The organism is Actinopolyspora mortivallis DSM 44261, assembly GCF_000384035.1.
GTDB classification, from domain to species: domain Bacteria; phylum Actinomycetota; class Actinomycetes; order Mycobacteriales; family Pseudonocardiaceae; genus Actinopolyspora; species Actinopolyspora mortivallis.
In genome coordinates, this window is the sequence record NZ_KB913024.1 from 3,519,803 (window position 1) to 3,543,798 (window position 23,996).

22 protein-coding genes, 1 rRNA gene and 2 other annotated features are annotated in these 23,996 nt (G+C 69.3%); of the genes, 12 read left to right on the forward strand and 11 right to left on the reverse strand.

What is annotated here, in order from left to right; all coding sequences use genetic code 11:
• The first annotated feature begins 115 nt into the window (after positions 1 to 115).
• The 4 genes from ACTMO_RS0116495 (at position 116) to ACTMO_RS0116510 (ending at position 4,184) form a co-directional block, all read left to right on the forward strand.
• Positions 116 to 1,216, forward strand: coding sequence for an ABC transporter ATP-binding protein (locus tag ACTMO_RS0116495; protein ID WP_019855789.1), 1,101 nt, complete (start codon positions 116 to 118; stop codon positions 1,214 to 1,216).
• Between the two features lie 192 nt (positions 1,217 to 1,408).
• Positions 1,409 to 2,407, forward strand: a complete 999-nt coding sequence (locus ACTMO_RS0116500) for a metal ABC transporter solute-binding protein, Zn/Mn family (protein WP_245556221.1) — start codon at positions 1,409 to 1,411, stop codon at positions 2,405 to 2,407.
• A 29-nt stretch (positions 2,408 to 2,436) separates the two neighbouring features.
• On the forward strand, positions 2,437 to 3,303 hold the full coding sequence (locus tag ACTMO_RS0116505; protein ID WP_019855791.1) for a metal ABC transporter ATP-binding protein: 867 nt from the start codon (positions 2,437 to 2,439) through the stop codon (positions 3,301 to 3,303).
• Positions 3,300 to 4,184: a metal ABC transporter permease gene (locus tag ACTMO_RS0116510; RefSeq protein ID WP_019855792.1), complete on the forward strand. Its 885-nt coding sequence runs from the start codon at positions 3,300 to 3,302 to the stop codon at positions 4,182 to 4,184. The genes ACTMO_RS0116505 and ACTMO_RS0116510 overlap by 4 nt, the downstream gene beginning before the upstream one ends.
• 84 nt (positions 4,185 to 4,268) lie before the next feature.
• On the opposite strand, the gene ACTMO_RS0116515 is transcribed toward ACTMO_RS0116510, so the two are convergent.
• Positions 4,269 to 5,600 (reverse strand): alginate O-acetyltransferase AlgX-related protein, encoded by a 1,332-nt coding sequence (locus tag ACTMO_RS0116515; RefSeq protein ID WP_019855793.1) that lies wholly within the window; start codon positions 5,598 to 5,600, stop codon positions 4,269 to 4,271.
• 356 nt (positions 5,601 to 5,956) lie between these two features.
• Here ACTMO_RS0116515 and ACTMO_RS23100 point away from each other — a divergent pair, with 356 nt between their 5' ends.
• Together ACTMO_RS23100 and ACTMO_RS0116525 are read left to right on the forward strand one after the other, a co-directional pair.
• A complete protein-coding gene (locus tag ACTMO_RS23100; protein ID WP_157062923.1) occupies positions 5,957 to 6,265 on the forward strand; it encodes a hypothetical protein in 309 nt (102 codons plus the stop codon).
• A 26-nt stretch (positions 6,266 to 6,291) separates the two neighbouring features.
• Positions 6,292 to 6,804 carry a DUF3558 domain-containing protein gene (locus ACTMO_RS0116525; RefSeq protein ID WP_019855795.1) on the forward strand — a complete coding sequence of 171 codons (513 nt, stop codon included), beginning with the start codon at positions 6,292 to 6,294 and terminating at the stop codon, positions 6,802 to 6,804.
• 97 nt (positions 6,805 to 6,901) lie between these two features.
• Here ACTMO_RS0116525 and ACTMO_RS0116530 read toward each other — a convergent pair whose 3' ends face one another.
• From ACTMO_RS0116530 to ACTMO_RS0116560, 7 genes are all read right to left on the reverse strand, one after another.
• Positions 6,902 to 8,335 (reverse strand): MBOAT family O-acyltransferase, encoded by a 1,434-nt coding sequence (locus ACTMO_RS0116530; RefSeq protein ID WP_019855796.1) that lies wholly within the window; start codon positions 8,333 to 8,335, stop codon positions 6,902 to 6,904.
• 142 nt (positions 8,336 to 8,477) lie between these two features.
• Entirely contained in the window at positions 8,478 to 9,434 is a 957-nt protein-coding gene (rlmB, locus tag ACTMO_RS0116535; protein WP_019855797.1) for a 23S rRNA (guanosine(2251)-2'-O)-methyltransferase RlmB, read from the reverse strand.
• Between the two features lie 6 nt (positions 9,435 to 9,440).
• Positions 9,441 to 10,838, reverse strand: coding sequence for a cysteine--tRNA ligase (gene cysS / locus ACTMO_RS0116540; protein ID WP_019855798.1), 1,398 nt, complete (start codon positions 10,836 to 10,838; stop codon positions 9,441 to 9,443).
• A 46-nt stretch (positions 10,839 to 10,884) separates the two neighbouring features.
• Positions 10,885 to 11,574, reverse strand: a complete 690-nt coding sequence (locus ACTMO_RS0116545) for an HAD family hydrolase (RefSeq protein ID WP_019855799.1) — start codon at positions 11,572 to 11,574, stop codon at positions 10,885 to 10,887.
• Between the two features lie 119 nt (positions 11,575 to 11,693).
• Positions 11,694 to 12,179 (reverse strand): 2-C-methyl-D-erythritol 2,4-cyclodiphosphate synthase, encoded by a 486-nt coding sequence (gene ispF, locus ACTMO_RS0116550; protein ID WP_019855800.1) that lies wholly within the window; start codon positions 12,177 to 12,179, stop codon positions 11,694 to 11,696.
• A gap of 78 nt (positions 12,180 to 12,257) precedes the next feature.
• Positions 12,258 to 12,986, reverse strand: coding sequence for a 2-C-methyl-D-erythritol 4-phosphate cytidylyltransferase (ispD, locus tag ACTMO_RS0116555; protein WP_019855801.1), 729 nt, complete (start codon positions 12,984 to 12,986; stop codon positions 12,258 to 12,260).
• Between the two features lie 17 nt (positions 12,987 to 13,003).
• Complete coding sequence (locus ACTMO_RS0116560; protein WP_019855802.1) at positions 13,004 to 13,492, reverse strand: CarD family transcriptional regulator; 489 nt, start codon at positions 13,490 to 13,492, stop codon at positions 13,004 to 13,006.
• Between the two features lie 265 nt (positions 13,493 to 13,757).
• On the opposite strand from ACTMO_RS0116560, the gene ACTMO_RS21340 reads away from it, so the two are divergent.
• The 6 genes from ACTMO_RS21340 (at position 13,758) to ACTMO_RS0116590 (ending at position 20,437) form a co-directional block, all read left to right on the forward strand.
• The gene (locus ACTMO_RS21340) at positions 13,758 to 14,444 is read left to right on the forward strand and encodes a copper chaperone PCu(A)C (protein WP_019855803.1); all 687 of its coding nucleotides are present in this window, start codon (positions 13,758 to 13,760) and stop codon (positions 14,442 to 14,444) included.
• A gap of 79 nt (positions 14,445 to 14,523) precedes the next feature.
• A complete protein-coding gene (gene radA / locus ACTMO_RS0116570; RefSeq protein WP_019855804.1) occupies positions 14,524 to 15,900 on the forward strand; it encodes a DNA repair protein RadA in 1,377 nt (458 codons plus the stop codon).
• Between the two features lie 105 nt (positions 15,901 to 16,005).
• Positions 16,006 to 16,500: a beta-class carbonic anhydrase gene (locus ACTMO_RS0116575; RefSeq protein ID WP_026449328.1), complete on the forward strand. Its 495-nt coding sequence runs from the start codon at positions 16,006 to 16,008 to the stop codon at positions 16,498 to 16,500.
• A gap of 98 nt (positions 16,501 to 16,598) precedes the next feature.
• Entirely contained in the window at positions 16,599 to 17,519 is a 921-nt protein-coding gene (locus ACTMO_RS0116580; RefSeq protein ID WP_019855806.1) for an HhH-GPD family protein, read from the forward strand.
• A gap of 84 nt (positions 17,520 to 17,603) precedes the next feature.
• A complete protein-coding gene (locus ACTMO_RS0116585) occupies positions 17,604 to 18,497 on the forward strand; it encodes an ATP-binding cassette domain-containing protein (RefSeq protein ID WP_019855807.1) in 894 nt (297 codons plus the stop codon).
• Positions 18,494 to 20,437: a YhgE/Pip family protein gene (locus ACTMO_RS0116590; protein WP_019855808.1), complete on the forward strand. Its 1,944-nt coding sequence runs from the start codon at positions 18,494 to 18,496 to the stop codon at positions 20,435 to 20,437. The genes ACTMO_RS0116585 and ACTMO_RS0116590 overlap by 4 nt, the downstream gene beginning before the upstream one ends.
• A gap of 27 nt (positions 20,438 to 20,464) precedes the next feature.
• Here the strand turns inward: ACTMO_RS0116590 and ACTMO_RS0116595 are convergent, their stop codons facing one another.
• From ACTMO_RS0116595 to rrf, 3 genes are all read right to left on the reverse strand, one after another.
• Complete coding sequence (locus tag ACTMO_RS0116595; protein ID WP_019855809.1) at positions 20,465 to 21,553, reverse strand: endonuclease/exonuclease/phosphatase family protein; 1,089 nt, start codon at positions 21,551 to 21,553, stop codon at positions 20,465 to 20,467.
• A 94-nt stretch (positions 21,554 to 21,647) separates the two neighbouring features.
• Complete coding sequence (locus ACTMO_RS0116600) at positions 21,648 to 23,207, reverse strand: SLC13 family permease (protein WP_019855810.1); 1,560 nt, start codon at positions 23,205 to 23,207, stop codon at positions 21,648 to 21,650.
• Between the two features lie 146 nt (positions 23,208 to 23,353).
• A 5S ribosomal RNA gene (gene rrf / locus ACTMO_RS0116605) occupies positions 23,354 to 23,471 on the reverse strand.
• A 123-nt stretch (positions 23,472 to 23,594) separates the two neighbouring features.
• Positions 23,595 to 23,855: a sequence feature (23S ribosomal RNA rRNA prediction is too short), on the reverse strand.
• 24 nt (positions 23,856 to 23,879) lie between these two features.
• Positions 23,880 to 23,989 (reverse strand) — a sequence feature (23S ribosomal RNA rRNA prediction is too short).
• Between the last annotated feature and the right edge of the window lie 7 nt (positions 23,990 to 23,996).

Genomic DNA, 23,996 nt, shown 5'->3' on the forward strand with positions numbered 1-23,996 from the left:
CCGTGCGTGAAAAGGGTGCCACATTCCCGCGATTTCCCTTGTGACGGGGGGTGACGGGGGCGCACGACTGGGTTAATTTGTCCAGACCAATCCCGTGATGAAAGGTGTGTCACACATGGCCGAGGTCGCCTACATCGACGCCTCCCGCCTTTTTCCCGGATCCCCACCGGTGCGGGCCGTGAACGGGCTGAATCTGGAGATCTCCGACGGCGAGTTCCTCGTGCTCGTCGGCCCTTCGGGATCGGGAAAATCCACCGCCCTGCGCATGGTCGCGGGTTTGGAGGACACCGACGAGGGGGCCATTCACATCGGGGGACGCGACGTCACCTCCGTACCACCCAAGTCACGGGACATCGCCATGGTGTTCCAGTCCTACGCGCTCTACCCGCACATGACCGTGGCGGAGAACATGGGCTTCGCGCTGAAGCTGCGCAGGGTTCCCAGAAGCACCATCCGCCAGCAGGTCGAGCAGGCCGCCGACATGCTCGACCTGCGGCGGTTCCTCGACCGCAAACCCAGGGAGCTGTCCGGGGGGCAACGTCAGCGTGTGGCGATGGGGCGGGCCATCGTGCGCGATCCGAGCGTGTTCCTCATGGACGAGCCGTTGTCCAACCTGGACGCGAAACTGCGCGTGGAGACCAGGGCCAACATCGCCGGTCTGCAACGCCGCCTGGGCACCACGACACTCTACGTGACCCACGACCAGGTCGAGGCGATGACCATGGGCCACCGGGTCGCGGTGCTCGCCGACGGCGAGTTACAGCAGGTGGACACCCCACGTGAGCTGTACGAACGTCCGGCCAACTCCTTCGTGGCCGGGTTCATCGGCTCCCCCGCGATGAACCTGACAACCACACGCCTCACCCCCGAGGGGGTGCTCTTCGAAGGTCACACGATCCCGCTGCCCCGCACGAGGCTGTCCAGCGCCTCCGCCCAGGGGCTCGACGAGGTGACCCTGGGGCTGCGTCCCGAGGCGCTGCGGTTGGAGTCCTCCGAACGGGAGGGGGTCTCGCTGGTCGTCGAGCTGGTCGAGGAGCTGGGGGCCGACGCGCTGGTGCACGCCAGGCCGGACAACGACGCGAACGCACAGCGACTGGTCATCCGCACCGACGGCCGCCGTCCTCCCGCCCTGGGGGAGCGAGTGTTCGTGAGCACCCGCGATCCGGAGGAGCTGCACCTGTTCCATCCACGCACCGGGGCCAGGCTGACCGTGTGAGCGGGGAGTCCGGCGGGACGTTCGTCCCCGTCCCGCCGGAAGCGGTGATCCCTTCCGCGACGTCACGAGCATCACTGTCATCCGAAAAGGGGATGCGGTGGCAGTCGATCAGCGACAACGCGTAGACTTCAATTGACAATGATTTCCATTAGCGGTCGGGATCGCATGACACGCCACAGGCCAGGAGTCCTCGTGAACACCTTACGTAGTCGTATTGTCGGCGGTGGCCCACGTCGCGGGGTGCCCGCGCTGCTGCTCGGACTGACCACCACCCTGGTACTCACCTCCTGCGGCAACGGCGGCGGAGAGGCCAACGGCAAGCTCGACGTCGTCGCCTCCACCGACATGTGGGCCAACGTCGCCGAAGCCGTGGCCGGAGACCGGGCCGAGGTGGAGGCGATCATCGGCGACAACGAGGCCGACCCGCACTCCTACGAGAGCACCCCCCGGGACGCGGCCCGCATCGACCGGGCCGACCTGGTCGTCTACAACGGCGGCGGCTACGACTCCTTCGTCGCCCAGATCCTGTCCGGCGACAACGAGGCGCCCCCCAGCGTGGAGGCGTTCAGCGCCGCGCGGGAGCAGGACCAGCACGACCACGACACCGCCGAGAACCACGCCGACTCCGGCCACCACGAGCACGACCACGACCACTCCGGCAACGAACACGTCTGGTACGAGCCGAGCTCGGTCCAACGAGTCGCCGAACGGATCTCCGAACACCTCGGACAGCTGCGCCCGCAGCACTCGGCCGAGTTCGACCGGGCCGCCGCCGAGCTCGGCACCCGCCTCGACGAGGTCGAACAACGCATCGACGACATCGAACAGCGCCACGGCGGCACCGAGGTGCTCACCACCGCCCCCATCGCCGACCTGCTACTGGACCGGGCCGGACTGGACGACGTCACCCCCCGGTCGTTCGTGCGCTCCGTGGAGTCCGGAAACGACCCCGCCGCGGCCACCGTCGCCGAGATGCAGGACCTCGTGGACTCACGACGTCCGGCGGTGCTGGTCCACAACCCGCAGACCGCCTCGTCGCTGACCGAACGGATCCGAACCCGCGCCGAGAACAACGGCATCCCCGTGGTGGAGATGCCCGAAACCCTCCCCGAGGGGCAGGACTACACCCAATGGATCTCGGGCCGGGTCTCCGCGCTGGAACGCGCCCTGGCCGAGTCCCCGAACCAGTGACCATCGCTTCCGAGCCCCAGGAAGAAGCCGTGCTTTCCCACCTCAGATCCCGGAAGAACCCACCGACCGAGGAGGTCGCCGAGACCCCCGAGTCACCACCCGCCGTGAGCCTGCGCGGGGCACGACTGTCCTACGGACAGCGTGTGCTCTGGCGGGACCTGGACCTGGACGTGACCCCCGGGGAGTTCCTGGCCGTGTTGGGACCCAACGGATCGGGCAAAACGAGCCTGCTGCGGGTGCTGCTGGGCACCACCCCGCTGACCGAGGGCAGCGTCCACATCGCCGGTGAACCGGCCCACCGCGGCAACGAACGGATCGGCTACATCCCCCAGCAGCGTTCCCTGCAGGACAGCCTCACCCTGCGGGGCAGTGACCTCGTCGGCCTCGGGCTGGACGGACACCGCTGGGGAACCGGGCTGCGAGGACGCCGGGTGAGGGCCGAGCGGGTGCACGACGCGCTGCGCTCGGTGGACGCCACCGACTACGCGAAGACCCCGCTCGGGCTGCTCTCCGGCGGGGAACAGCAACGGCTGCGGGTCGCCCAGGCCCTGGTCTCCGACCCCCGCGTGCTGCTGTGTGACGAGCCGCTGCTGTCGCTGGACCCCTCCTACCAACACCGGGTCAGCGGGCTCATCGCCCGCCAGGCCCGCCGGACCGGGGCCTCCGTGCTGTTCGTGACCCACGAGATCAACCCCGTGCTGCCCGTGGTCGACCGGGTGCTCTACCTCGTGGACGGCCGGTTCCGCGTCGGAACCCCGGACGAGGTGATGAACTCGGAAACCCTGTCCGAACTGTACGGAACCGAGGTCGAGGTCGCCCGCGTCGGCGGGAAACTCGTCGTCGCCGGAGCCGAAGCGGAGCAGCAGCACCACGTGCACGAAGGAGGGTGGACATGAACCGCCTGGCGGACGCGCTGAGCAGGATGTTCGACCTCGGCCTCACCGGCGAGCTGCTCGGCTACCCCTTCGTGCAGCAGGCGCTGCTCGCCGCGGCGGCACTCGGCCTGGTCTCCGGGGTGCTGGCCCCCCTGGTGGTCACCCGCCGCATGTCCTTCGCGGTGCACGGCACGGCCGAACTCGCCTTCACCGGCGCCGCCGCCGCTCTGCTCGTCGGTGTCAGCGTCACCCTCGGAGCGTTGGGAGGGGCGATCCTCGCGGCCCTGCTGCTCGGGCTGCTCGGCCAGCGCGACAACGAACGCGACTCGGTCATCGGGGCCGTGCTCTCCTTCGGACTCGGGGTCGGGGTGCTGCTGCTGTGGATGAACCCCGAACGCACGGCGAACAAGTTCACCCTGCTGGTCGGCCAGATCGTGGGGGTGAGCTCGGCCGACGTCACCCTGCTCGGCGGCGCCGCGCTGGTGGTGCTGGTGATCACCGCGCTGTTGTACCGGCCGCTGCTGTTCGCCAGCGTCGACCCCGAGGTCGCCGCCGCACGGGGGGTTCCCCTCGGCGTCCTCACCCCAGTGTTCTCCCTGCTGGTGGGCACGGCCACCGCACTCGGTGTGCACGTGGTGGGGGCACTGCTGGTGATGGCGCTCATGGTCACCCCCGGAGCCGCCGCCATCCGGGTGACCGCCAGCCCGCTGAAGGCCACGGTGCTCTCGGTGGTCTTCGCCGAGACCGCCGCCCTCGGAGGGATCCTGCTCTCGCTGGCCCCCGGAGTGCCGGTCAGCGCCTTCGTCACGGCGATCTCCTTCGGGATCTACCTGCTGTGCCGCTGGATCGGCGGGATGCGGATCAACAGGCTGACCCGGGGAAGCGCGGCGGCGACGGCCTGAACCCCCGCACCGAAACGTCCCCGCCGGGGCCGAACGGCCGGGGGTCGGCGTCCGACGGCCCAGGCAGAGGCCGAGCGACCGTGCTCACCGCACAGGGTGCTCGGCCAGGATCCCGCCCACCTCCTCGGCCATCTCCGGGGAGAGCATCGAGTAGCGCCCTCCGGCCAGGAAACGCTCGGAGAACTCGAACACCACCACCTCGCCCTCGGCGAGCATCTCCCCCACCCGCTGCGGATTCTCGCGCACGTTCTCCGCGTGGGAGATCGTCAGGTCCGAGAACGTCGCCGCGAGATAGGGGCTGGCGAACTGGGTGAAGGAGTCCGCGATCATCCGGGTGGGTTTGGTGACCATCCCGGGACGCGGCGCCGACTCCACGTGCAGCGGCTCGTGGAAGTCGCTGCCCACGAACCTGGTGTTGTCCGCCCCGCCGTCGGGGGCCAGCGAGTACGACTGGACGGTCCACTGCTCGTCCCGGCCGAGCAGTCCGGCGATGTCCGCACGGTGCGGGTAGGTGCGTCCCCGCTCGACGCTCCAGGAGTCGCTGACGCCGGGACGCAGTGACTCGGCGATCTGCCGGGTCATCTCCAGTCCGCCCGCGTGTCGCCAGTGCGTGTCGCGTTTGGTGTAGACGGGACTGTTCCGCCGTTCGGCGAGTTCCCGCAGCGGGCCGCGCATGTCGATGGCGCCGGTGGCCTCGGGCAGCCTTTCCCAGAAGCGGGAGCGCAGCTCGCGCATGCACTCCTCTCCGACGAAGTCCTCCGGCATGTGCTCCGGGTGCACGGTGGACTTGTCCGGGGCGACGACCAGCCGGAACCGCCGACCGGAGGCCTCCACCACCGAACGCCAGCGCCGCAGTCCCTCGATGATCCTCTCCAGCCTCATCTCCGGCAGGCACTTGTAGGAGACGTCGTGGCCGAGGTAGAGCCAACCGTCCTCGCCGTGGATCACGTCGGGGAACACCTCGGGGTCGGGGGTGGTTTCCTCCGGTTCTTCCTTCCCTCCACCACCGACGGGGGGAGCACCGGATCCCGAGTCGTGCGGGGCGGACTCGCCGAACACGCCCTGGCTCAGCGCCTCCATGGAGGCCACCGCCTGGGGACGGAACACGAGGTGGTCCCTGGCCCAGCCGTCCAGCCCGGTGAAGAAACCCCAGCCCTCGGTGACGCTCGGAAACGGGGTCAACGCGCGGTTCTCCACCGGCTTCGCCCTGGCGCCGAGGGTCCAGGCCAGCAGCGGCGCGGCGAAGAACAGCACCGCGCACACCAGGGCGGTGTACTGCTTCGCGCCGTGTCGCGGACGGTGCAGCGGATGCTCCCGGGGCAGCCAGGCCTCGTGCACGGGGGGAAGCTCGGTGGACTCGGGACTCCCCCGATCCCCGTCGACCCTCTCGGCGGTACCAAGCTGCTTTCCGGACACGGTCCCACGGTAGCGAATCCCCGGCCTGCCGTGATCGGGTCCGCTACGGCGGCGGGAACCTGGAGTGTTGTTTCCCGGGCGGGTGGGCCGTCGTCCGTGTCGTGGTGGCCGCCGCCGAGAACCGGGTGTGGCGAGGCGCCGGTCACGATGTGATCTCGGGGTTTTCGCCCTTCGTGGTGGGGCGGGTTGGCCAGAGTGCTGTCGGGGACGGACGCTGGTGTACACAGGGCAGGGAAATCATGACGAGCACCCCGAACGACCCGGATGCCGGATTCGTCGAGGCAGGCCAAGATTTGGGAGCCATCCGGCGCTAAAACGCCTGGATCCAACGTCAGATCGCCGAGGGCGGGCTGAGCATGAGACCCGACGCCGCCGACCACGCCGCCGCCGTCTACGAAGAAAAAGCCGAAAAAGTGGACCTTCTAGCAAAAGACGCAAACCAATTACAACAGGTACCGGGGCTGGGCGACTACCCCTCGGGGCGGCAGTTGGCGGCCAAGTTCGGGAACAAGGCCGGCAACGGCTCCACCGGCGCGGCCGACCTGTTGCGGCAGTTCGCCGACGAACTGCGGAGCAAAGCCGCGTTGTTCCGCGAGGCCAAGAAGAACTACCAGACCACCGACGACCAGGTCAGTAGTGACCTCGACAGGGGGCTCCAGCGGTGAACAAGTGGGCACGACCGGTTGCGACAGTGACCGCCAGCGCGCTACTGCTCGGCCTCACCGCCTGCTCACCGGGCGGAAGTGCCGACGAACGAACAACGACCTCACAGGCCGAACCCTCCGAGGACGCCCTGGCGGGAGTGGACCCGTGCGCCCTCCTGTCCGAGACCGAACTGAACTCCTTCGGGCTGAAAGAGCCGGGTAAAAACACAGAATTACTGCCCTGGGTAGTCGGATGTGACTACAGCGGTGACCCTATTTCGGCCACACTGTACAGAGACACCCGGAACACTGTCGCTGCCAGCGAGCGGAAAGAGGTGTGGGCGATGTTCGAACGCACCCCGGTCAACGGCCGCCCCGGGGCCACGGCCATCACCCAGGGAGCCACCCAGGCCCGCATCTGCGATGTCATGTTCGACGCCGGAAACGGCATGATCCAGGTCCAGGTCAGCGAACCGCGCCTACCCGACAACGTCGACGAGTGCGCCGAGGCCCTGAAGATCGCGAAAAAGGTCGAACCGAAGGTCCCGGAACCCGTCTGAACGACAGTTCCGACACCGGCTGCCCCGTGCCCGTCCCCGGTGACCGACACCGGTGCCCACGTACCCCTACCGACAGTCCGGCGAGGCAACCGAACCCTCAGAACTGGTAGTAGAGGAAGGGGCTGAACGAACCGCTGGCGACCAGCAGTCCCGCGTAGCACACTCCCACGGTCATGACCCCCACCCTGGCGCCGGTGGCCGCCCGGGTCCGGGCCGCCTCCAGATAGGTGCCCGTACCCGCTCCGGCGGGCAACAGCACCACCGCCAACGCCGCGAGCAGGATCAACGTGCGCTGGTTGGTGAGCGCCGCCTCCACCACCGCGTTCAGCCCCGCCACGTCGGGAACGAACATGTGCCCGAGCATCACCACGGCACTGCCCAGGTCGGGCGCGCGGAAGAACACCCACCCCACGAGCACGAGCACCATGGTTCCGGCCCGCCGCGCGATCCGCGCGTTCACTCCCGCCGGCCGCCGGTCCAGTCCGGCGGCCCGTTCGATCACCAACAGCGCCCCGTGGAACACCCCCCACACCAGGTAGGTCCACGCCGCGCCGTGCCAGAAGCCGGTCAGCACGAACACGATCGCCAGGTTCCGGTAGGTGCGCACGGTCCCGTTCCGGTTGCCCCCCAGCGGGATGTAGACGTAGTCCCGGAACCACCGCGACAGGGACATGTGCCACCGCTGCCAGAACTCGGTCACGGTCACCGAGGAGTACGGACGGGCGAAGTTCTCGGGAAGACGGAAACCGAGCATCCTGCCCAGTCCGATCGCCATGTCCGAGTAGCCCGAGAAGTCGAAGTACAGCTGCACCGTGTAGGCGACCGCACCGACCCAGGCGATCGCGAAGGTCATGTCGTCCGCGGAGGTGGAGAACGCCGCGTCGGAGACCGGGGCGAGGCTGTCGGCCACGATCACCTTCTTGCTCAGCCCCCAGGCGAAACGCGGGAACCCGGCGGCGATGTCGTCCAGCCGGTGGGTGCGTCGCTGGGGAAGCTGGTCGGCGATCTCGCGGTAGCGCACGATCGGCCCCGCCACGAGCTGCGGGAACATCGCGATGTAGGCGACGAAGGCGACCGGGTCGCGCAGGGCGGGGCGCTCCCCCCGGTAGACGTCCACCACGTAGGAGATGTGGTGGAAGGTGTAGAAGGAGATCCCGATCGGCAGCACGACCTCGAAGGTGGGCAGGTGACCGCCGAACCAGCCCGCCAACACCGCCGCCTGCTCGGAGGCGAAACCCGCGTACTTCCACACCCCCAGCACGGCCAGGTTGACCGCGATCACCCCACCGAGCAGGTACCGCCTGCGGCTCCGGTCGAGTCCCCACTCGTCGGGCTCCAACCGCCTTCCCGCCAGGAAGTTCACCACGATGCAGCCCAGCAGCAGCGCCGTGGTGCCTCCCGCCCCGCTGGCGTAGAACACCAGGCTGGCCACGGCCACCACCGCGTTCCGCGCGGAACGCGGCGCCAGCAGCAGACAGCCCAGGGTCGCGGGCAGGAAGTACCACAGGAAGAGCGGGGTTGCGAACGACATCGGTGTCCGGACGGGTCAGTGCGGAAGCGGGAACCACCACGTTGCTGTCCGCGAAACCCTAACCGAACCCGTCGCCGCCCGGGGGCTCACATCCGAATCCGGCGGTGAGATCCGTTCCACACCCGGAACACGGACCGAGGTGTCACAGTCGGCGCCGGCGGGCGACCTCGGCCAGCACCACACCAGCGGCCACCGAGGCGTTCAACGACTCCACCCCGGCGGACATGGGAATGGACACCGTCTGGTCACAGTGCTGCCTGGTCAGTCTGGACAGTCCGCGCCCCTCGGAACCCACCACGACCACGAGCGGCTCGGTGGCCAGCTCCAGTTCGTCGGAGGTCACGTCGGCGTCGGCGTCCAGCCCCACGGCCATCAGCCCCTCCGACTGGAAACTCCGCAACGTGCGGTTCAGGTTCGTAGCCCGGGCCACCCGGATGTTGGCGGCCGTGCCCGCACTGGCCCGCCAGGCGACCGCGCTCATCGCCGCGCTGCGGCGCTGCGGCACCACCACACCGTGCGCGCCGAACGCGGCGGCCGAGCGCACGATCGCGCCGAGGTTGCGCGGATCGGTCACCCCGTCCAGCGCGACCAGCAGCGGGGGAAGTCCCGAGTCACGCGCGGCGGTGAGCAGGTCGGCGGGCTCGAAATACTCGTAGGGTGGGATGCGCAGGGCCAGTCCCTGGTGAACCGCGTTCGAGGTCATCCGGTCCAGCTCGACACGCGGCACCTCGACCACGGAGATCCCCTGGTCGGCGGCGAGCCGCACCGCCTCGGTCACCCGCTCGTCGGCGTCGATCCCGTGGGCGGCGTACAACGCGCTGATCGGCACCCCGGCACGGACGCACTCCAGCACCGGGTTGCGCCCGGCCACCAACTCGCCGTTGGCCTCGGCGGCCCGGCGTTTCTCCTCCCGCTCCTGCTGGGCCTTCTTCCGCGCGTCGGCCTTGCGTTTGGCCGGGTGGTCGTAGCGGTGTTCCGCCTTGGGGGTGGGCCCCTTGCCGCGCAGCGCCTTGCGCCGCTGGCCACCCGATCCGACGACCATGCCCTTCTTGGTGCCTGACTTGCGTACCGCGCCTCTGCGCTTGTCGTTACCCGCCACGAGCTATCAGTCCTTCAAAGTCCACATCGGCCCGTCGGGGGTGTCCTCGACGGCGATTCCGCACGCCTGCAACCGGTCCCGCACCGCGTCCGCGGTGGCGAAGTCCCGCTGGGCCCTGGCCTCGCTGCGCTGTCGGAGAAGGCCCTCGACCAACTCGGACAACGCGTTGTGGGCGGCGTCGGACCTGCCGCTGTCGGCGACCCAGTTCTCCGCCAGCGGGTCCAGCCCGAAAACGTCCAGCATCGCCCGCACCCCGGCCGCGGCGGAACGGGCGCCCTCGTCGTCGCCGGAGTCCAAGGCGGCGTTGCCCTCGCGGATCGCGTTGTGGACCACGGCGATGGCCTGGGGAGTACCCAGGTCGTCGTTCATCGCCTCCGTGAACTCGGCGTGTACCCGCCCGGGGGAGACGTTGCCGGTGCGCTGCACCACCCGGTGCAGGAAGGACTCCATCCGGCCGAAGGTGGCCACGGCCTCGTCCAGTCCCTCGTCCGAGAACTCCACCGTGGAGCGGTAGTGCGGAACCACCAGGTAGTAGCGCAGCTCCACGGGGCGGACCCGGCGCAGCAGCGCCGAGATCTCCAGCGTGTTGCCCAGCGACTTGGACATCTTCTCGCCCGCGGCGGTGACCCAGGCGTTGTGCAGCCAGTAGGCGGCGAAGCCGTCCCCGGCGGCGGTGGACTGCGCCAGCTCGTTCTCGTGGTGCGGGAAGACCAGGTCCAGCCCTCCCCCGTGGATGTCGAACTCGCTGCCCAGGTAGTGGGTGGACATCGCCGAGCACTCCAGGTGCCACCCCGGCCGCCCCGGTCCCCACGGGCTGGGCCAGCTCGGCTCACCGGGTTTGGCCGCCTTCCACAGCGTGAAGTCCCGGGGGTCGCGCTTGCCCGTTCCGGCGGTGTCCTCGCTGGGCTGCATCTCCTCCGGGCGCTGTCCGGAGAGCCTGCCGTAGTGCTCGGCGTAGGAGGGCACCGAGAAGTAGACGTCCCCGTCCTCGGCCGCGTAGGCGTGGCCGCGCTCCACCAGCCGCTCGACCAACTCGATCATCTGGGTGATGTGGCCGGTGGCCCGCGGCGTCGCCGAGGGGGGCAGGCAGCCGAGCCGGTCGTAGGCGCTCTCGAACGCCCGCTCGTGGGTGGCCGCCCACTCCCACCAGGGGCGTCCCGCCTCCGCGGCCCTGGCGAGGATCTTGTCGTCGATGTCGGTGACGTTGCGTACCAGGCGCACGTCGTAACCGTTGCGGGTCAGCCAGCGGCGCAGCACGTCGAAGTTGAGCCCGCTGCGCACATGCCCCACGTGCGGCATCCCCTGAACCGTTGCCCCGCACAGGTACAACGAGGCCACGCCGGGACGGCGCGGCCGGAACTCACGGGTGCTGCGGGTGGCGGTGTCATGCAGGTACAGGCTCACACCGCCGATGGTACGGGGCGCCCCCCGCCCCGCTGCAGGTCCGTCCTCACAACCGCACGCCGTGCTCGGCGACCGCCCGCAACAGGGCGTCCGGCCGTTCCGAGGTGGGCAGCGGCTCGACCAGGGCGAACTCGCAACCGACCTCGGTGGCGCCGCCGTCGGCCTCCGCGCTGTCCCCGATCATGAGGGTCTCCTCGGGGGCCACCCCCAGCCGTTCGCAGGCGCGCAGGAACAACTTCGGGTCGGGCTTGATCACACCTTCGAGGTAGGACATCAACACCGCGTCGAAGTGCCCACCGACACCGATCCGGTCGAAGGCCGGACGGATGTCGAAGGCGATGTTGCTGATGACCCCGGTGCGGATCCCGGCCTCGTGCAGCCCCCGCACCACGGGCTCGGTGTCCGGATAGGGCGTCCAGCAGTCGGGGTCCACCAGCCGGGCGTAGAGGGCCTCGGCCTGCTCCTGTTCGGTGACCCCGGAACTGCGCAGCACCTCCAGGTAGACCTTGCGGTGCAGCTCGGGATCCAGGTCCCGTTCCTCCCAGGCCCGCTGGTACTCCTCGGGGAGTTCGGCGACCTTGCCGACCGGGGCGGTGAGGCGGCGCATCAGCTCCGCCTGGGCCTCCAGGTCCCACTGCCGTCCCCCCGAGTCGGTGAGTCCTTCGAGCCAGGACTCGTCCTGCTCCAGACGGAACAACGTGCCGGAGAAGTCGAAAAGCACTGCGCGCACGGTCACACGTCCACGGTACGTGCCGAGTGGTCTCCTCCACCCCCGTGATGCGGCGAACATCACCGCGGCGGTTCACGACCGGGACGGTCACGCACCTGAGGGCCTTCCGGAGGAACGCGGACGGATCACACCGGACTGTCGCGGACCACCAGCGCCGTGGCCACGGCGGCGATGCCCTCCCCGCGACCGGTCAGCCCCAGCCCGTCGGTGGTCGTTCCGGACACGGAGACGCCGGTCCCCAGTGCCGTCCCGAGAGCCTCCTCGGCCTCACCGCGCCGCTTGCCCACCCGGGGGAACTCGCCGATCACCTGCACGGAGGCGTTGCCGACCCGAAACCCCCGTTCGTCCAGCAGCTCCCGCACACCGGCCAGGAAGTCGACACCGTGGGCGTCGGCCCAGCGCCGGTCCGCCGTGCCGAACACGGCACCGAGGTCACCGAGTCCCGCCGCGGAGAGCACCGCGTCGCACACCGCGTGCGCGGCCACGTCACCGTCGGAATGGCCGGAGCACCCGTGCAGGCCGGGCCAGAAGAGCCCCGCGATCCAACACGGTCTGCCTTCCACGATCGGGTGCACGTCGACACCCTGTCCGATCCGGGGTAGTTCGCCCACCGCACGCTCACCCGTTCCCGTTCCCGCGACACCCGCCCGGGTTAAACCTGCACCGTCACACGGCGACCGTGCGCCCGCTCACCGTCCGCTTCCGGTCGTGTTCCGCGCGTACACATCGGAGTCCGCCCACGCCGGAGCCAGCACCGTCTCCGCGATCGCCAGGTCGAAAGAGGTCGTGATCTTCAAGGCGTGGCTGTGTCCCTCCACGGTGTGTACCGGCCAGCCCGAACGCTCGACCAAACCGGCGTCGTCGGTGGCCACCTCCCCCACCGACTCGTAGGCGGCCCGTAGCACGGCCGGGGAGAAACCCTGCGGGGTCTGCACCGCACGCAGCCACGAACGGTCGACAGTGTCCAGTACCGTGCCGTTTTCGTCGACGCGCTTGACGGTGTCGGCCACCGGCAGCACCGGAACCACGGCGGAGGCGCCGTCGGCCAGTTCGGCGATCACGGAGCGCACCACCGAGGGCGGTGTGAAAGCACGGGCGGCGTCGTGCACGAGCACGGCCTCCGCCGAGGGGGCGATCCGTTCGGAGGCCTCCAGCGCCGCCCGCACCGAGTCGGTGCGTTCGGCGCCGCCCTCGACGACGTGCACTCCGCTACCCACACCGGTGAGCTCGCGCTCCATCCGGTCACGGTGCTCGGCGGGAGCGGCCACGATCACGTGACGCACGCTCGACGAGTCCCGCAGTCCGCGCACGGCCCGCGACAGCAGGGACTCCCCCAGCACCGGAACCAGGGCCTTGGGGACACCGGCACCGAGACGGGTTCCCCGCCCGGCGGCCGGCACCAGAGCTACGACGTCCACACTGCTCGAACCGTCGGTCAGACCGTCGTCGCCAGCACTTCGTCCAGCAGACTCTCGGCCTTGCCTTCGTCGGTGCCCTCGGCCAGCGCGAGTTCGCTGACCAGGATCTGCCGCGCCTTGGTCAACATACGCTTCTCCCCCGCGGACAAGCCGCGATCCTGTTCGCGTCGCCAGAGGTCGCGCACCACTTCGGCCACCTTGTTCACATCGCCCGAGGCGAGTTTCTCCAGGTTGGCCTTGTACCGACGGGACCAGTTGGTCGGTTCCTCGGTGTGATCCGAACGCAGCACGTCGAAGACGTGATCGAGACCTTCCTGACCGACGACGTCCCGCACGCCGACGTGCTCGGCGTTCTCCGCGGGGACCCGAACGGTCAAGTCGCCCTGTGCGACCTTGAGCACGAGGTACTGTTTCTCCTCGCCCTTGATCACACGCGTCTCGATTGCTTCAATCAGCGCTGCGCCGTGATGCGGGTAGACGACGGTCTCTCCGACCTTGAAAACCATGTGTCCTCTGCCCCTTTCGCTGTGTCCAGTCTAGCATGGTCAGCAACGCCACTTCGAAGGGCTCGATCCCTTCGTTGCAGGTCAGCGGGCAAACAGGGGGTTGACAAAGAGGCTTTCCTCATGCAAAGCAGCTGAGCTCGACCACCACCACGCACCTCCCTCTCCCCTGGTGGTAGGTAGCGCCCAGGGGTGCGACCAACATCGTCCACGACAACGGTTTAGGCTCATACCCGGTTGTCCGACAAGCAGGAAGGACGCTGCACCCGTGAGCCGCTCACAGCACAGCAAGGCAGTTCGCCTGCGGTTGGTACCCGCAGCCCTCGGCCTCGGCACCGTCGTCGCGCTCTCCGGCTGCGCCACCGGCCAGCAGGCGGAGACCTCCGAACAGGTCGCCGCCATCTACGGGGCCAACGGCAACGCGACGAGCATGGCCATCCGCAACGCCACCCTCGGGTTCCCCGACGGTCAGGACGCGGTCTACGAGGAGGGCTCGACCGCCCCGGTCGACGCGGTGCTGGTCAACGAGTCCGCCCGCTCGGACCGGCTGGTGCGGGTCAGCAGCAGCTACGCGGACTCGGTCGAGATCACCGGAACCAGGACCATTCCCGGCCAGCGGCGGCTCTACGCCGTGGAGCCCTCGGAGAACTCGAACGCGGTGCGGGCCTCCGACGACGACCGCGAGCGGGTCCGGATCACGCTGACCGGGCTGACCCAGGACATCTACCCCGGGGTGACCGTTCCCGTGCGGTTCACCTTCGAGAACGCCGGCTCGACCACCCTGCAGGTCCCGATCGGTCGCAGTCCCGAGCAGCGTCCCGAACACGGCAGCCCGCACGACGCGAACGCCGAGCACGGCTCCGGGTCCGACTCCGGGAGCTCCGACTCCCACACGGGCGAGGAATCCACGGAGCAGCCGAACGCTGACCTCGAAGGTGACTCCCAGGGGCAGTGATCCCGCACTCGCGACTGTGAACTTCCCCACAATGTGTACCGTCGGTCCCTCCGTCGGTGACACGGGATAGCCTCCCGCCGTGGCTACCAAGAACGCGCGAAGCGGCAGGACCGGATACCGCTGCACCGAGTGTGGCCGCACGGTCACCAAGTGGATCGGGCAGTGTCCGGACTGTGGACAGTGGGGGACCTTCGAGGAGTCCTCCCTCCGTCCGGCCACATCGTCCGGATCAACCGGAGGTTCCCCCACGACACCGGCCAGGCCCATCGCCGAGGTGGACCTGGACACGGCCCGGGTGGTCCCCACCGGCATCGGCGAGCTGGACCGGGTGCTCGGTGGTGGCATCGTCCCGGGAGCCGTGGTGCTGCTGGCCGGTGAACCGGGTGTGGGAAAGTCCACCCTGCTACTGGAGACGGCCCACCGCTGGGCGGCCGGCGGCGCCGGTGGACGGTCGCTGTACGTCACCGGCGAGGAGTCGGCCGGACAGGTACGGTTGCGGGCCGAACGCACCGACTCACTGCACCCCGAGCTGTACCTGGGCGCCGAGAGTGAGCTGCCCGCCGTGGTCGAGCAGGTGGAACAGCTCCGACCCGGTCTGCTCATCGTGGACTCGGTCCAGACCGTGCAGGCCGGTGACACCGAGGGAACACCCGGCGGAGTGACACAGGTACGGGCCGTGACCTCCGCCCTGGTCACCCTCGCCAAGGAACGCGGCCTTCCCGTCCTGCTCGTGGGGCACGTGACCAAGGAGGGTGCGGTCGCCGGGCCGCGCGCACTGGAACACCTCGTCGACGTGGTGCTGCAGTTCGAGGGGGACCGGCACTCGACGCTGCGCATGTTGCGTGGGGTGAAGAACCGCTTCGGCCCGGCCGACGAGGTCGGCTGCTTCGAGCAGGAGGACGACGGCATCGCCGAGGTGCCCGACCCCTCCGGCCTGTTCGTCAACGACCGGCAGTCCCGGGTGCCCGGCACGGCCGTCACGGTGGTCGTGGAGGGCAAACGTCCCCTGCTCGCCGAGGTGCAGGCGCTGGTGAGCCCCACCCAGATGAACATGCCACGGCGCGCCGTCAGCGGGCTGGACTCCGCCCGGGTGTCCATGATGCTCGCGGTGCTCGACAAACGGGGCAACATCAGAACCGGCGACCACGACGTCTACGCCGCCACCGTCGGCGGGGTGCGGGTCACCGAACCCGCCGTGGACCTGCCCACGGCCCTGGCGGTGGCCTCGGCCAAGCTCGACGTCCCGCTGCGGCCGGGCACGGTGGCCGTGGGTGAGGTGGGACTCGCCGGGGAGATACGACGGGTCAACGCGGTGGGACGCAGGCTCGCCGAGGCGGCCCGGCTCGGTTTCGAACACGCCCTGGTTCCCCCGGACAGCGGACCAGCCCCCGAGGGAATCCGGGTCACCGAGGTCGCCGAGCTGCGCTCCGCACTGCGCGCCCTGCGCGACGGATGACCTTCCCGGGGACCGCAGAACGGCCGCTCATCCGCTTTGTCCGGGATCACGGTACTCTCGGTACCGACGATCTTTCCGGACGCCGTTCGGCACGAGGAGGTTCAGGTGACCGCGACCGACGACCTGCTGGCCCGCAGCCGTCGCGAGCACGAGTCCTGGGACGGGCAGGTACCGGGTGCTCCCGGGCTGCGCACCGCCGTGGTCACGTGCATGGACTGCCGCATCGACCCGGCACGCACGCTCGGACTGGCCTCCGGGGAGGCGCACGTGATCCGCAACGCCGGAGGCGCGGTCACCGAGGACGTGCTCCGCTCGCTGTCGATCAGCCAGCGCAAGCTGGGAACCACCGAGGTGGTGCTGATGCACCACACCCGCTGCGGCATGAGCACCTTCACCGAGGAGGAGTTCAAGGGGGAACTGGAGAAGGTCACCGGTCAACGACCCACCTGGTCGGTGGAGACCTTCAGCGACGCCGAGCAGGACCTGCGCCAGTCCGCACGGCGCGTGCGACAGAGCCCGTTCCTGACCGAGACCACCAGTGTCCGGGCGTTCGTACACGACATCGACTCCGACCGTCTCACCGAGGTCGCCCTCGACTGACTTCACAGTGGTGGCCCTCCCCTCGGCGTGACCGGCCGTGCCCCGGAGCACCCTCCGGAGGGGAGGACCACCACGGGACATGACACGATCGAGGGGTCATGACGAACCCGGATCAGAACACACTCACCCCCTCGGGCGAGCGGGTCCCACTCGACCCCGACGAGCTGATCGACTGGTTCACGAACACGGCACGCGACCTGCCGTGGCGCGGACCGGACGTCGACGGGTGGGGGGTGCTGGTCAGCGAGACCATGCTGCAACAGACCCCGGTGAACCGGGTGCTGCCGATCTGGCGGGAGTGGATGAGCCGCTGGCCCCGCCCCTCCGACCTGGCCGGCGCCTCCCAGGGTGAGGTGCTGCGCGCCTGGGGCAAGCTCGGCTACCCCCGCAGGGCGATGCGACTGCACGAGGCGGCCTCGGTGATCGCCACCGAACACGGGGACCGCGTACCCTCCGATGTGGACACACTGTTGGCCCTTCCCGGCGTGGGCACCTACACCGCCCGTGCCGTGGCCGCCTTCGCCTACGGCAGACGGGCCCCCGTGGTGGACACGAACGTGCGTCGCGTGGTCGCACGGGCCGTGCACGGAGCCGCCGACGCGGGCAACCCCTCCCCCCGCAAGGACCTGGCCGACGTCGACGCGCTGCTGCCCGCCGACGACCACCGGGCCTCCCGCATGTCGGCGGCCCTGATGGAACTGGGGCAGACCGTGTGCACGGTGCGCTCCCCCGGCTGCGAGATCTGCCCCCTGGCCGGAAACTGTGCCTGGCTGGAAGCCGGCCAACCCGCCTACGACGGCCCGCCCAAGAAAGTGCAGCGCTTCGCGGGCACCGACCGCCAAGTGCGCGGGCTGCTGCTGGACGTGCTGCGCGGCTCCGACGGTCCCGTCCCACGCGCCGAGCTGGACGCGGTGTGGAACGACGCCGCACAGCGCGACCGGGCCCTGGACTCCCTGCTCGTGGACGGTCTGGTGGAACAGACCGAGGACGGCCGGTTCGGACTGCCCGGCGAACACTGACCCCCCGGCGGTCGATCTCGAGTTGCCGAGCCCCCGGCAAGGGTTCAGGTTGGATCAACGACAGATCCTTCGCCAGGGGGGCCCATGCGTTCCGAGGGAGTGGCCGTCACCGCACGCGGGATCACCGCGCGCGGACCACTGGGACCGGTGTTCGAGAACGTCGACGTCGACATCCACCCCGGACAGCTCGCCGTGGTGGCCGGTCCCTCCGGAACGGGTCGGACAGCGCTGCTGCTCGCCCTGTCCGGGAGACTGCGCACCGTCGCGGGCAGGATCGAGGTCGACGGACACCGGCTGCCCCGGCACGCCCGGCACGCCCGCCGACTGATCATCCCGGCGAGACTGGTCCCCGGCTTCGAGCTGGAAGAACGCTGGAAGGTCCGCGAGGCGATACGCGAACGCCACGTCATCGCCGCGACCACCGAGGAGGACATCGCGGCCTCCTTCGCGCTCGTCGGCATCGACCCCGACCGCCGAGCGCCGCTGTGGGCACTGCACCCGGCTGAACGTCTGCTGCTGGCCGTCGCGCTCGGGGTGGCACCCACACCGGCGGGACTGCTGGTCGACGACGTGGAGCGGGGACTGCCGGAGGCCGCACGCACCCGGGTGTGGGCGGCGCTGCACAGAATCAGCACCCACGGGATCACGGTGATCGCCAGTACCACCGACCCACCCCGGACCGACGTCGAACCGGTGGTCAGACTGCCCCATCCGGATCCCGAGCCCTCCCGGAATCCGGGAACCCGACCGGACACCGGACTTCCTCCCCCGGCAGGACAGTTCACCGGAGCCGAGCTCGTCTCCCCCGGCGAGCACGCCGCCCCGGGACGCGAGGTCGACCAGCCGGACCTCTTCTCCCTGGTGGACGACGCCGCCGAACACCCCGACGCCCCCACCCCCGCCGTCGAGGACACGGCGGAACTGCCCGAACCGGAAGAGTCCGACTCGGACTCGGAGGAAAACGGACCCCCGCGATGAAGGCCATCAAGCTCGCGCTGCTCGAACTCCGCAGGTTCCGTGGGGGCGTACTGCGTCCCCTGGTGCTGGTCGCCCTGGTACTCGTCCCGCTGCTGTACGGGTCGCTGTACCTGTGGTCCAACTGGGATCCCTACGGCAGGCTGGACCGGGTCCCCGTAGCCGTGGTCAACCGGGACCAGCCGGTGGAGGCCTCCGGGCAGTACATCGACGCCGGAGAGCAGTTCGTCCAGCAGCTGCGCGCCCGCCGGACGTTCGAGTGGAACTTCGTCGGAAAGGACGAGGCACGGCGCGGGCTGCGCCAGGGCGACTACTACTTCACCATCACCGTCCCCAGGGACTTCAGCGCCAAACTCGCCACCGCCACCCGCACCTCTCCCCAACGGGCCAGCCTGCACATCACCAAGAACGACGCCAACGGCTACATCGTCGGCATCATGGCCGACACCGTCGAGGCCGAACTGCAGAACCAGATCAACGCCGCCGCACACAGCGCCTACGCCCGCGCCCTCTACGACGAGCTGGACACCATGCGGGACAAGCTCTCGAACGCCTCCCGCGCCGCCGACGAACTCGTCGAGGGAACCTCACTGGCCGTGGACGGCACCTCGGGTCTCAACGACGGGCTCTCCGGGGCGCTGGACAGCTCCCGCAGCTTCTCCCGGGGAATCAGCGAGATCTCCACGGCGGCCGACCAGCTGGACCGGCGACTGAGCGCGCTGACGCAGCTGACCGCCGAGAAAGCCCCGGCGGCGGTGAACGAGGCCGTGGACACGAACTCCACCGTGGTGAACGGGCTCGGTACCCTCGCCACCGCCACCTCCTTCGTGACGGACCGGGCGTCGAACGGGGTGAGCGGACTGGAGGAACTGGCGCGGAAACACCCCGAGCTGGCCGAGGATCCCGTCTACCGCAGAACGCTGCGGAACGCACGGCGCGTGGCGGGCACCACCGACAGCATGGACGACCGGGCCCACGAGGTGCTGTCCGAGGCGCAGCGGACCCAGTCCCGACTCACCGCGCTGCGGAGCAACGTCTCCGCGATACAGCAGCGGATCAGAGCCGTCTCCGAACCCGCCGACCGGGTCGCCACGGGAACCTCGGCGCTGAGCAGCGGGGCCACCACGCTGACCAACAGCCTGGCCACCCTGGCCTCCAGCGGGGATACACTCGAAGCCGGTGCGCGGCGGCTCAACGAGGGGGCCACCGAACTGTCCGAGCTGGTGGACCAGAGCCTGTCCCGCGTGCCTCCCACGAACCCGAGACAGGTCGCCCAGGCCGCCGACGTTCTCGGCTCCCCCACCACCATCACCCAGGACAACCTGAACCCCGCCCACGTGTACGGCCGTGGTCTGGCCCCGTTCTTCTTCGCGATCGCGCTGTGGGTCTTCGGCCTGTTCGCCTACCTGCTGTTGAAACCGGTGAACCAGCGGGCGCTGGCCGGAAGGACCCGAGCCGTGACCATCGCCCTCGGCGGATGGCTACCCGCCGCCCTGCTCGGCGCCCTCGGGGCGAACGTGCTGCTGGCCGCGGTCGGATTCGGTCTGGGGCTCGATCCGCTGCACCTCTGGCCCACGGTCGGGTTGCTCACCCTGGCCGCCACCGCCTTCGTCGCGATCGACCATCTGCTGCGCACCGCCTTCGGAGTGGTCGGTGACGCCGTGTCCCTGGTACTGCTGATCATCCAGTTGACCGCCTCCGGCGGCCTCTACCCCATGGAGACCACACCGACCCTCTTCCAGGCGATCCACCCCTACTTGCCCATGACCTACCTGGTCGATGGGCTGCGCGTGACCATCTCCGGAGGACTCACCGAACACCTGGTACGTGACCTGCTGGTGCTCGGCGGTTTCCTCGTCGCGGCACTGACCCTCACCACGTTCGTGATCATCCGCGAAAGGGTGTGGACCGTGGGACGGCTGCATCCTCCGGTGGAGTTGTGACCTGCGATCGTGCGCGGGGCGTGCCGGTCACCCGTGTGAGCCTCCGCCGGCGGGGTCGTCCGTTCGGGAGGGAATCGTGAGTCGGGCCAGCACGGCCCGGTGGTCGGTGCCGCGCACCGTGAAGGTGCGGTACTCGCGTACGGCGGTGTCCCCACTGACCAGCACGTGATCGAGCGTGACCGGCGGGGCCCAGGGACGTCCCAGTTCCGGCCAGGTCGGAGTCAGTCCGCGGCCGGTCAGCTCGGCGGCGTCCGAGTAACCGCGCCCCAACAGTTTCCGCAGCGGCGTGTGATCCAGCGTCGCGTTGAAGTCCCCGGCCAGGATCCGCACCGGCCGCTGCCGATCGGTGGTCGGCGCGGGCAGTGAGGTGATCTCGTGCTTCCACCGGGTGGTGGTGTCACCCCCGACCGGGACCACGGGATGTGCCGCGACGTACTGCACGTCCCGCTGGCCGGGCAGGTCGACCAGGGCCGAGGGCTGTCGCATGGTGCTGTCGGAGGCCAGCGAGAGCTCGCGCAGCGGATAGCGCGCGACGATCCCCGAGCCGTCGCCGTCCTCCTCCGGCGCGAGCACACGGTACGGCAGCGTCTCGAACAGACCGGCCTCCCGCAGCTTCTCCACCATCCCCGAGTCCAGCTCCGGCATGCTCAGCACGTCCACGTCGTTGTCCCGCACCAGCCGGACCAGCTGCTCGGCGTCGGCCTGGCCGAAGTACACGTTCGCGCTCAACACGGTCAGGGGACGCCCCCGGACTTCGGTGGGCTCGTCGGCGATCACCCGAGGGGCGAGACTGACGGCGAGCACCGCCGTCACCAGACTCACCACCAGCGCGGTCAACCAGCGCCGCAGCGCCAGTGCCAGCAGCACCAGCACTCCACCGCCCACCGTGACGTAGGGCAGTACCGCGACCAATGCCGAGGAGATCTGACCGCGCTCCAGTCCGGCGAACCGCACCAGTGCCACTCCGCAGAGGGACACGGCCGAGAGCACCAGCAGTACGGTGACCACCGGTCCTCCGGGGGAGCGACGGCGAGCACGCGACGGTTTCCGCCGTGCGCACTCCGCGTCCTCCTCGAGCGGATCACCACGGTCCCGCTGCGCCGCCTCACGTCCCATACCGCCACACCTACCGGAAAACCTACCGGGCCGACCGAGGCTGTGCCACACATCACCGGCGATCTGCCTCGACCGTATCCGGTCGGGAACGGAATCAGCCGAGGGTGATCCCCAGTGCCCAGCCGCCGAGACCGTACAGGGCGAGGGGGATCAGTACGAGCGCGGCCAGGTTGAGCCACCAGCCCGCCTTGACCATCTGCGGGATCGTCACGTAGCCGGAACCGAACACGATCGCGTTCGGAGGCGTCGCCACCGGAAGCATGAAGGCACAACTGGCCGCCACCGTGGCGGGCACGACCAGCAGCAGCGTGTCGGTGTCCAGTCCCAGGGCCACACCGGCCAGGATCGGCAGGAACGTGGCGGCCGTGGCGGTGTTGCTGGTCATTTCGGTGAGGAAGATGATCGCCGCCACCGCGATCAACACCAGCAGCGGCAACGGAACACTATCGAGCGCCCCCACTCGGGTACCGATGAACGTGTCGAGCCCACTCGACCCGACGGCGGAGGCCAACGAGAGGCCACCGCCGAACAACAACAGGACTCCCCAGGGCAGTTCGCCCGCCGAGCCCCAGTCCAGAGCGAACACTCCCTGGCGGGGGTGAAGCGGGATCACGAACAGTACCAGGGCGGCCGCTATCGCGATCCCCGCGTCGGAAAGGTTGAGCCAGGGAAGCCGGTCGGAAAGCGGTTGGCGCAGAATCCAGAGAGCGGCGGTCAGCACGAAGACCACGAGGACGAACCGTTCCCCTCGGTTCATCGGCCCGAGTTTGGCGAGTTCGTTCCGGAAGAGTTCCCGCCCACCGGGAATCTCGGTGATGTTCGTCGGATAGATCACCCTGGTCAACAGCAACCAGGCCAACACCAGAAGCACGGCGGCCAGTGGAAGTCCGAAAACCATCCACTGCGCGAATCCTATGTGCACCCCGTGGTTCTCGGACAGGAAACCCGCCATGAAAAGGTTCGGAGGTGTGCCGATCAGTGTGGCCAGTGAACCGATGCTCGCCGCGTAGGCGATGGCCAACATCAGACACACCGCGAAACGACCCGAGTCGGTGTTCGTCGTAGCGGTGACCCGCTCCGTGTCCTCCGCCGCGGAACTGCCGTGGAGGTGTTCGAACACCAGGGTCAGCACGGACATGCCGATCGGCAACATCACCACGGTGGTGGCGGTGTTGCTGACCCACATGGACAGAAAAGCGGTGGCCAGCATGAACCCACCCACCATGCGCACCGGGCGCGTTCCCACGGCCAGGACGGTGCGCAGGGCGATACGCCGATGCAGCCCCCACCGTTGCATCGCCAGGGCGAGCATGAACCCACCCATGAACAGGAAGACGATGTCGTTGGCGTACGGCGTGGTCGCGTCCTCGATGTCGCCCACCCCCAGCAAGGGGAACAAGGCAACGGGCAGCAGGGCCGTGGCGGCCAGCGGGAGCGCCTCACTCATCCACCAGACGGCCATCAGTGTTCCGACGGCGGCGACTCCACGACCCGCGTGGGTCACCCCGTCCGGGAGTACCGTGTAGACCACGATCGCCAGTAACGGACCGAGTAATCGTCCGATCCAGGCATGTGTGGAGACTCGAACCGGTTCACGTCCCGCACCGATCTCCGGGCGGGGGACAGAACCATCACGGTTCATGCCCTGTTTCATCGATTCCGCCAATCCTGTGCGTCCCTCGGCACGGCTGCTGAAAACCGTACGGGACTGTGTAGCACAGTGGATCGGCGAAGGAGAGCCGATGTCGGTGGGTTCAATATGAAAACGCCCCCCTTTGTGGGGGGGTGGGTGTGGTGGGGGGTCGGCGGTGTCCGTGGTTCCCGCACTCGTGGGGGTGCAGTAGGTCGGGCGCTGGAGGGCTTAGCTGCCGGGTTCGGGATGGGTCCGGGCGTGTCCCGCTCCGCTGTGGCCACCGACCCCGCCGCCACGGGGGGGCGGGGGCGTGTGTTGTATGGAGTTGTGGTGCCCCTTGTTGGGGGGTGGGTGGTTGAGGCTGTGTAGTGGTGGCGAGCGCGGGGGTGGGGTGTGGGTGTTCGTCGTTCGGCCGGTTAGTACCCGTCCACTGAGCACATTGCTGTGGGTGCATGTCGGGCCTATCGACCCAGTCGTCTGCTGGGGGCCTTATCCCCCCGGTGGGGGGTGGGAGACGTGGTCTTGGGGTGGGCTTCCCGCTTAGATGCTTTCAGCGGTTATCCGTGCCGAACGTAGCGAACCAGCCCTGCCCCTGGCGGGACAACTGGCAGACTAGAGGTTCGTCCGTCCCGGTCCTCTCGTACTGGGGACAGCTCCCCGCACGTCTCCGTGCGCGCGCGGCGGATAGGGACCGAACTGTCTCACGACGTTCTAAACCCAGCTCGCGTGCCGCTTTAATGGGCGAACAGCCCAACCCTTGGGACCGACTTCAGCCCCAGGATGCGACGAGCCGACATCGAGGTGCCAAAC

What these genes read in the sequence shown, in the direction of transcription:
- ACTMO_RS0116600 (WP_019855810.1), bottom strand. Translation starts at nt 23,207, where the DNA reads ATGAAACAGGGCATGAACCGTGATGGTTCTGTCCCCCGCCCGGAGATC.
- ACTMO_RS0116590 (WP_019855808.1), top strand. Translation starts at nt 18,494, where the DNA reads ATGAAGGCCATCAAGCTCGCGCTGCTCGAACTCCGCAGGTTCCGTGGG.
- ACTMO_RS0116585 (WP_019855807.1), top strand. Translation starts at nt 17,604, where the DNA reads ATGCGTTCCGAGGGAGTGGCCGTCACCGCACGCGGGATCACCGCGCGC.
- ACTMO_RS0116580 (WP_019855806.1), top strand. Translation starts at nt 16,599, where the DNA reads ATGACGAACCCGGATCAGAACACACTCACCCCCTCGGGCGAGCGGGTC.
- ACTMO_RS0116595 (WP_019855809.1), bottom strand. Translation starts at nt 21,553, where the DNA reads ATGGGACGTGAGGCGGCGCAGCGGGACCGTGGTGATCCGCTCGAGGAG.
- ACTMO_RS23100 (WP_157062923.1), top strand. Translation starts at nt 5,957, where the DNA reads ATGAGACCCGACGCCGCCGACCACGCCGCCGCCGTCTACGAAGAAAAA.
- ACTMO_RS0116495 (WP_019855789.1), top strand. Translation starts at nt 116, where the DNA reads ATGGCCGAGGTCGCCTACATCGACGCCTCCCGCCTTTTTCCCGGATCC.
- ACTMO_RS0116560 (WP_019855802.1), bottom strand. Translation starts at nt 13,492, where the DNA reads ATGGTTTTCAAGGTCGGAGAGACCGTCGTCTACCCGCATCACGGCGCA.
- ACTMO_RS0116530 (WP_019855796.1), bottom strand. Translation starts at nt 8,335, where the DNA reads ATGTCGTTCGCAACCCCGCTCTTCCTGTGGTACTTCCTGCCCGCGACC.
- ACTMO_RS0116510 (WP_019855792.1), top strand. Translation starts at nt 3,300, where the DNA reads ATGAACCGCCTGGCGGACGCGCTGAGCAGGATGTTCGACCTCGGCCTC.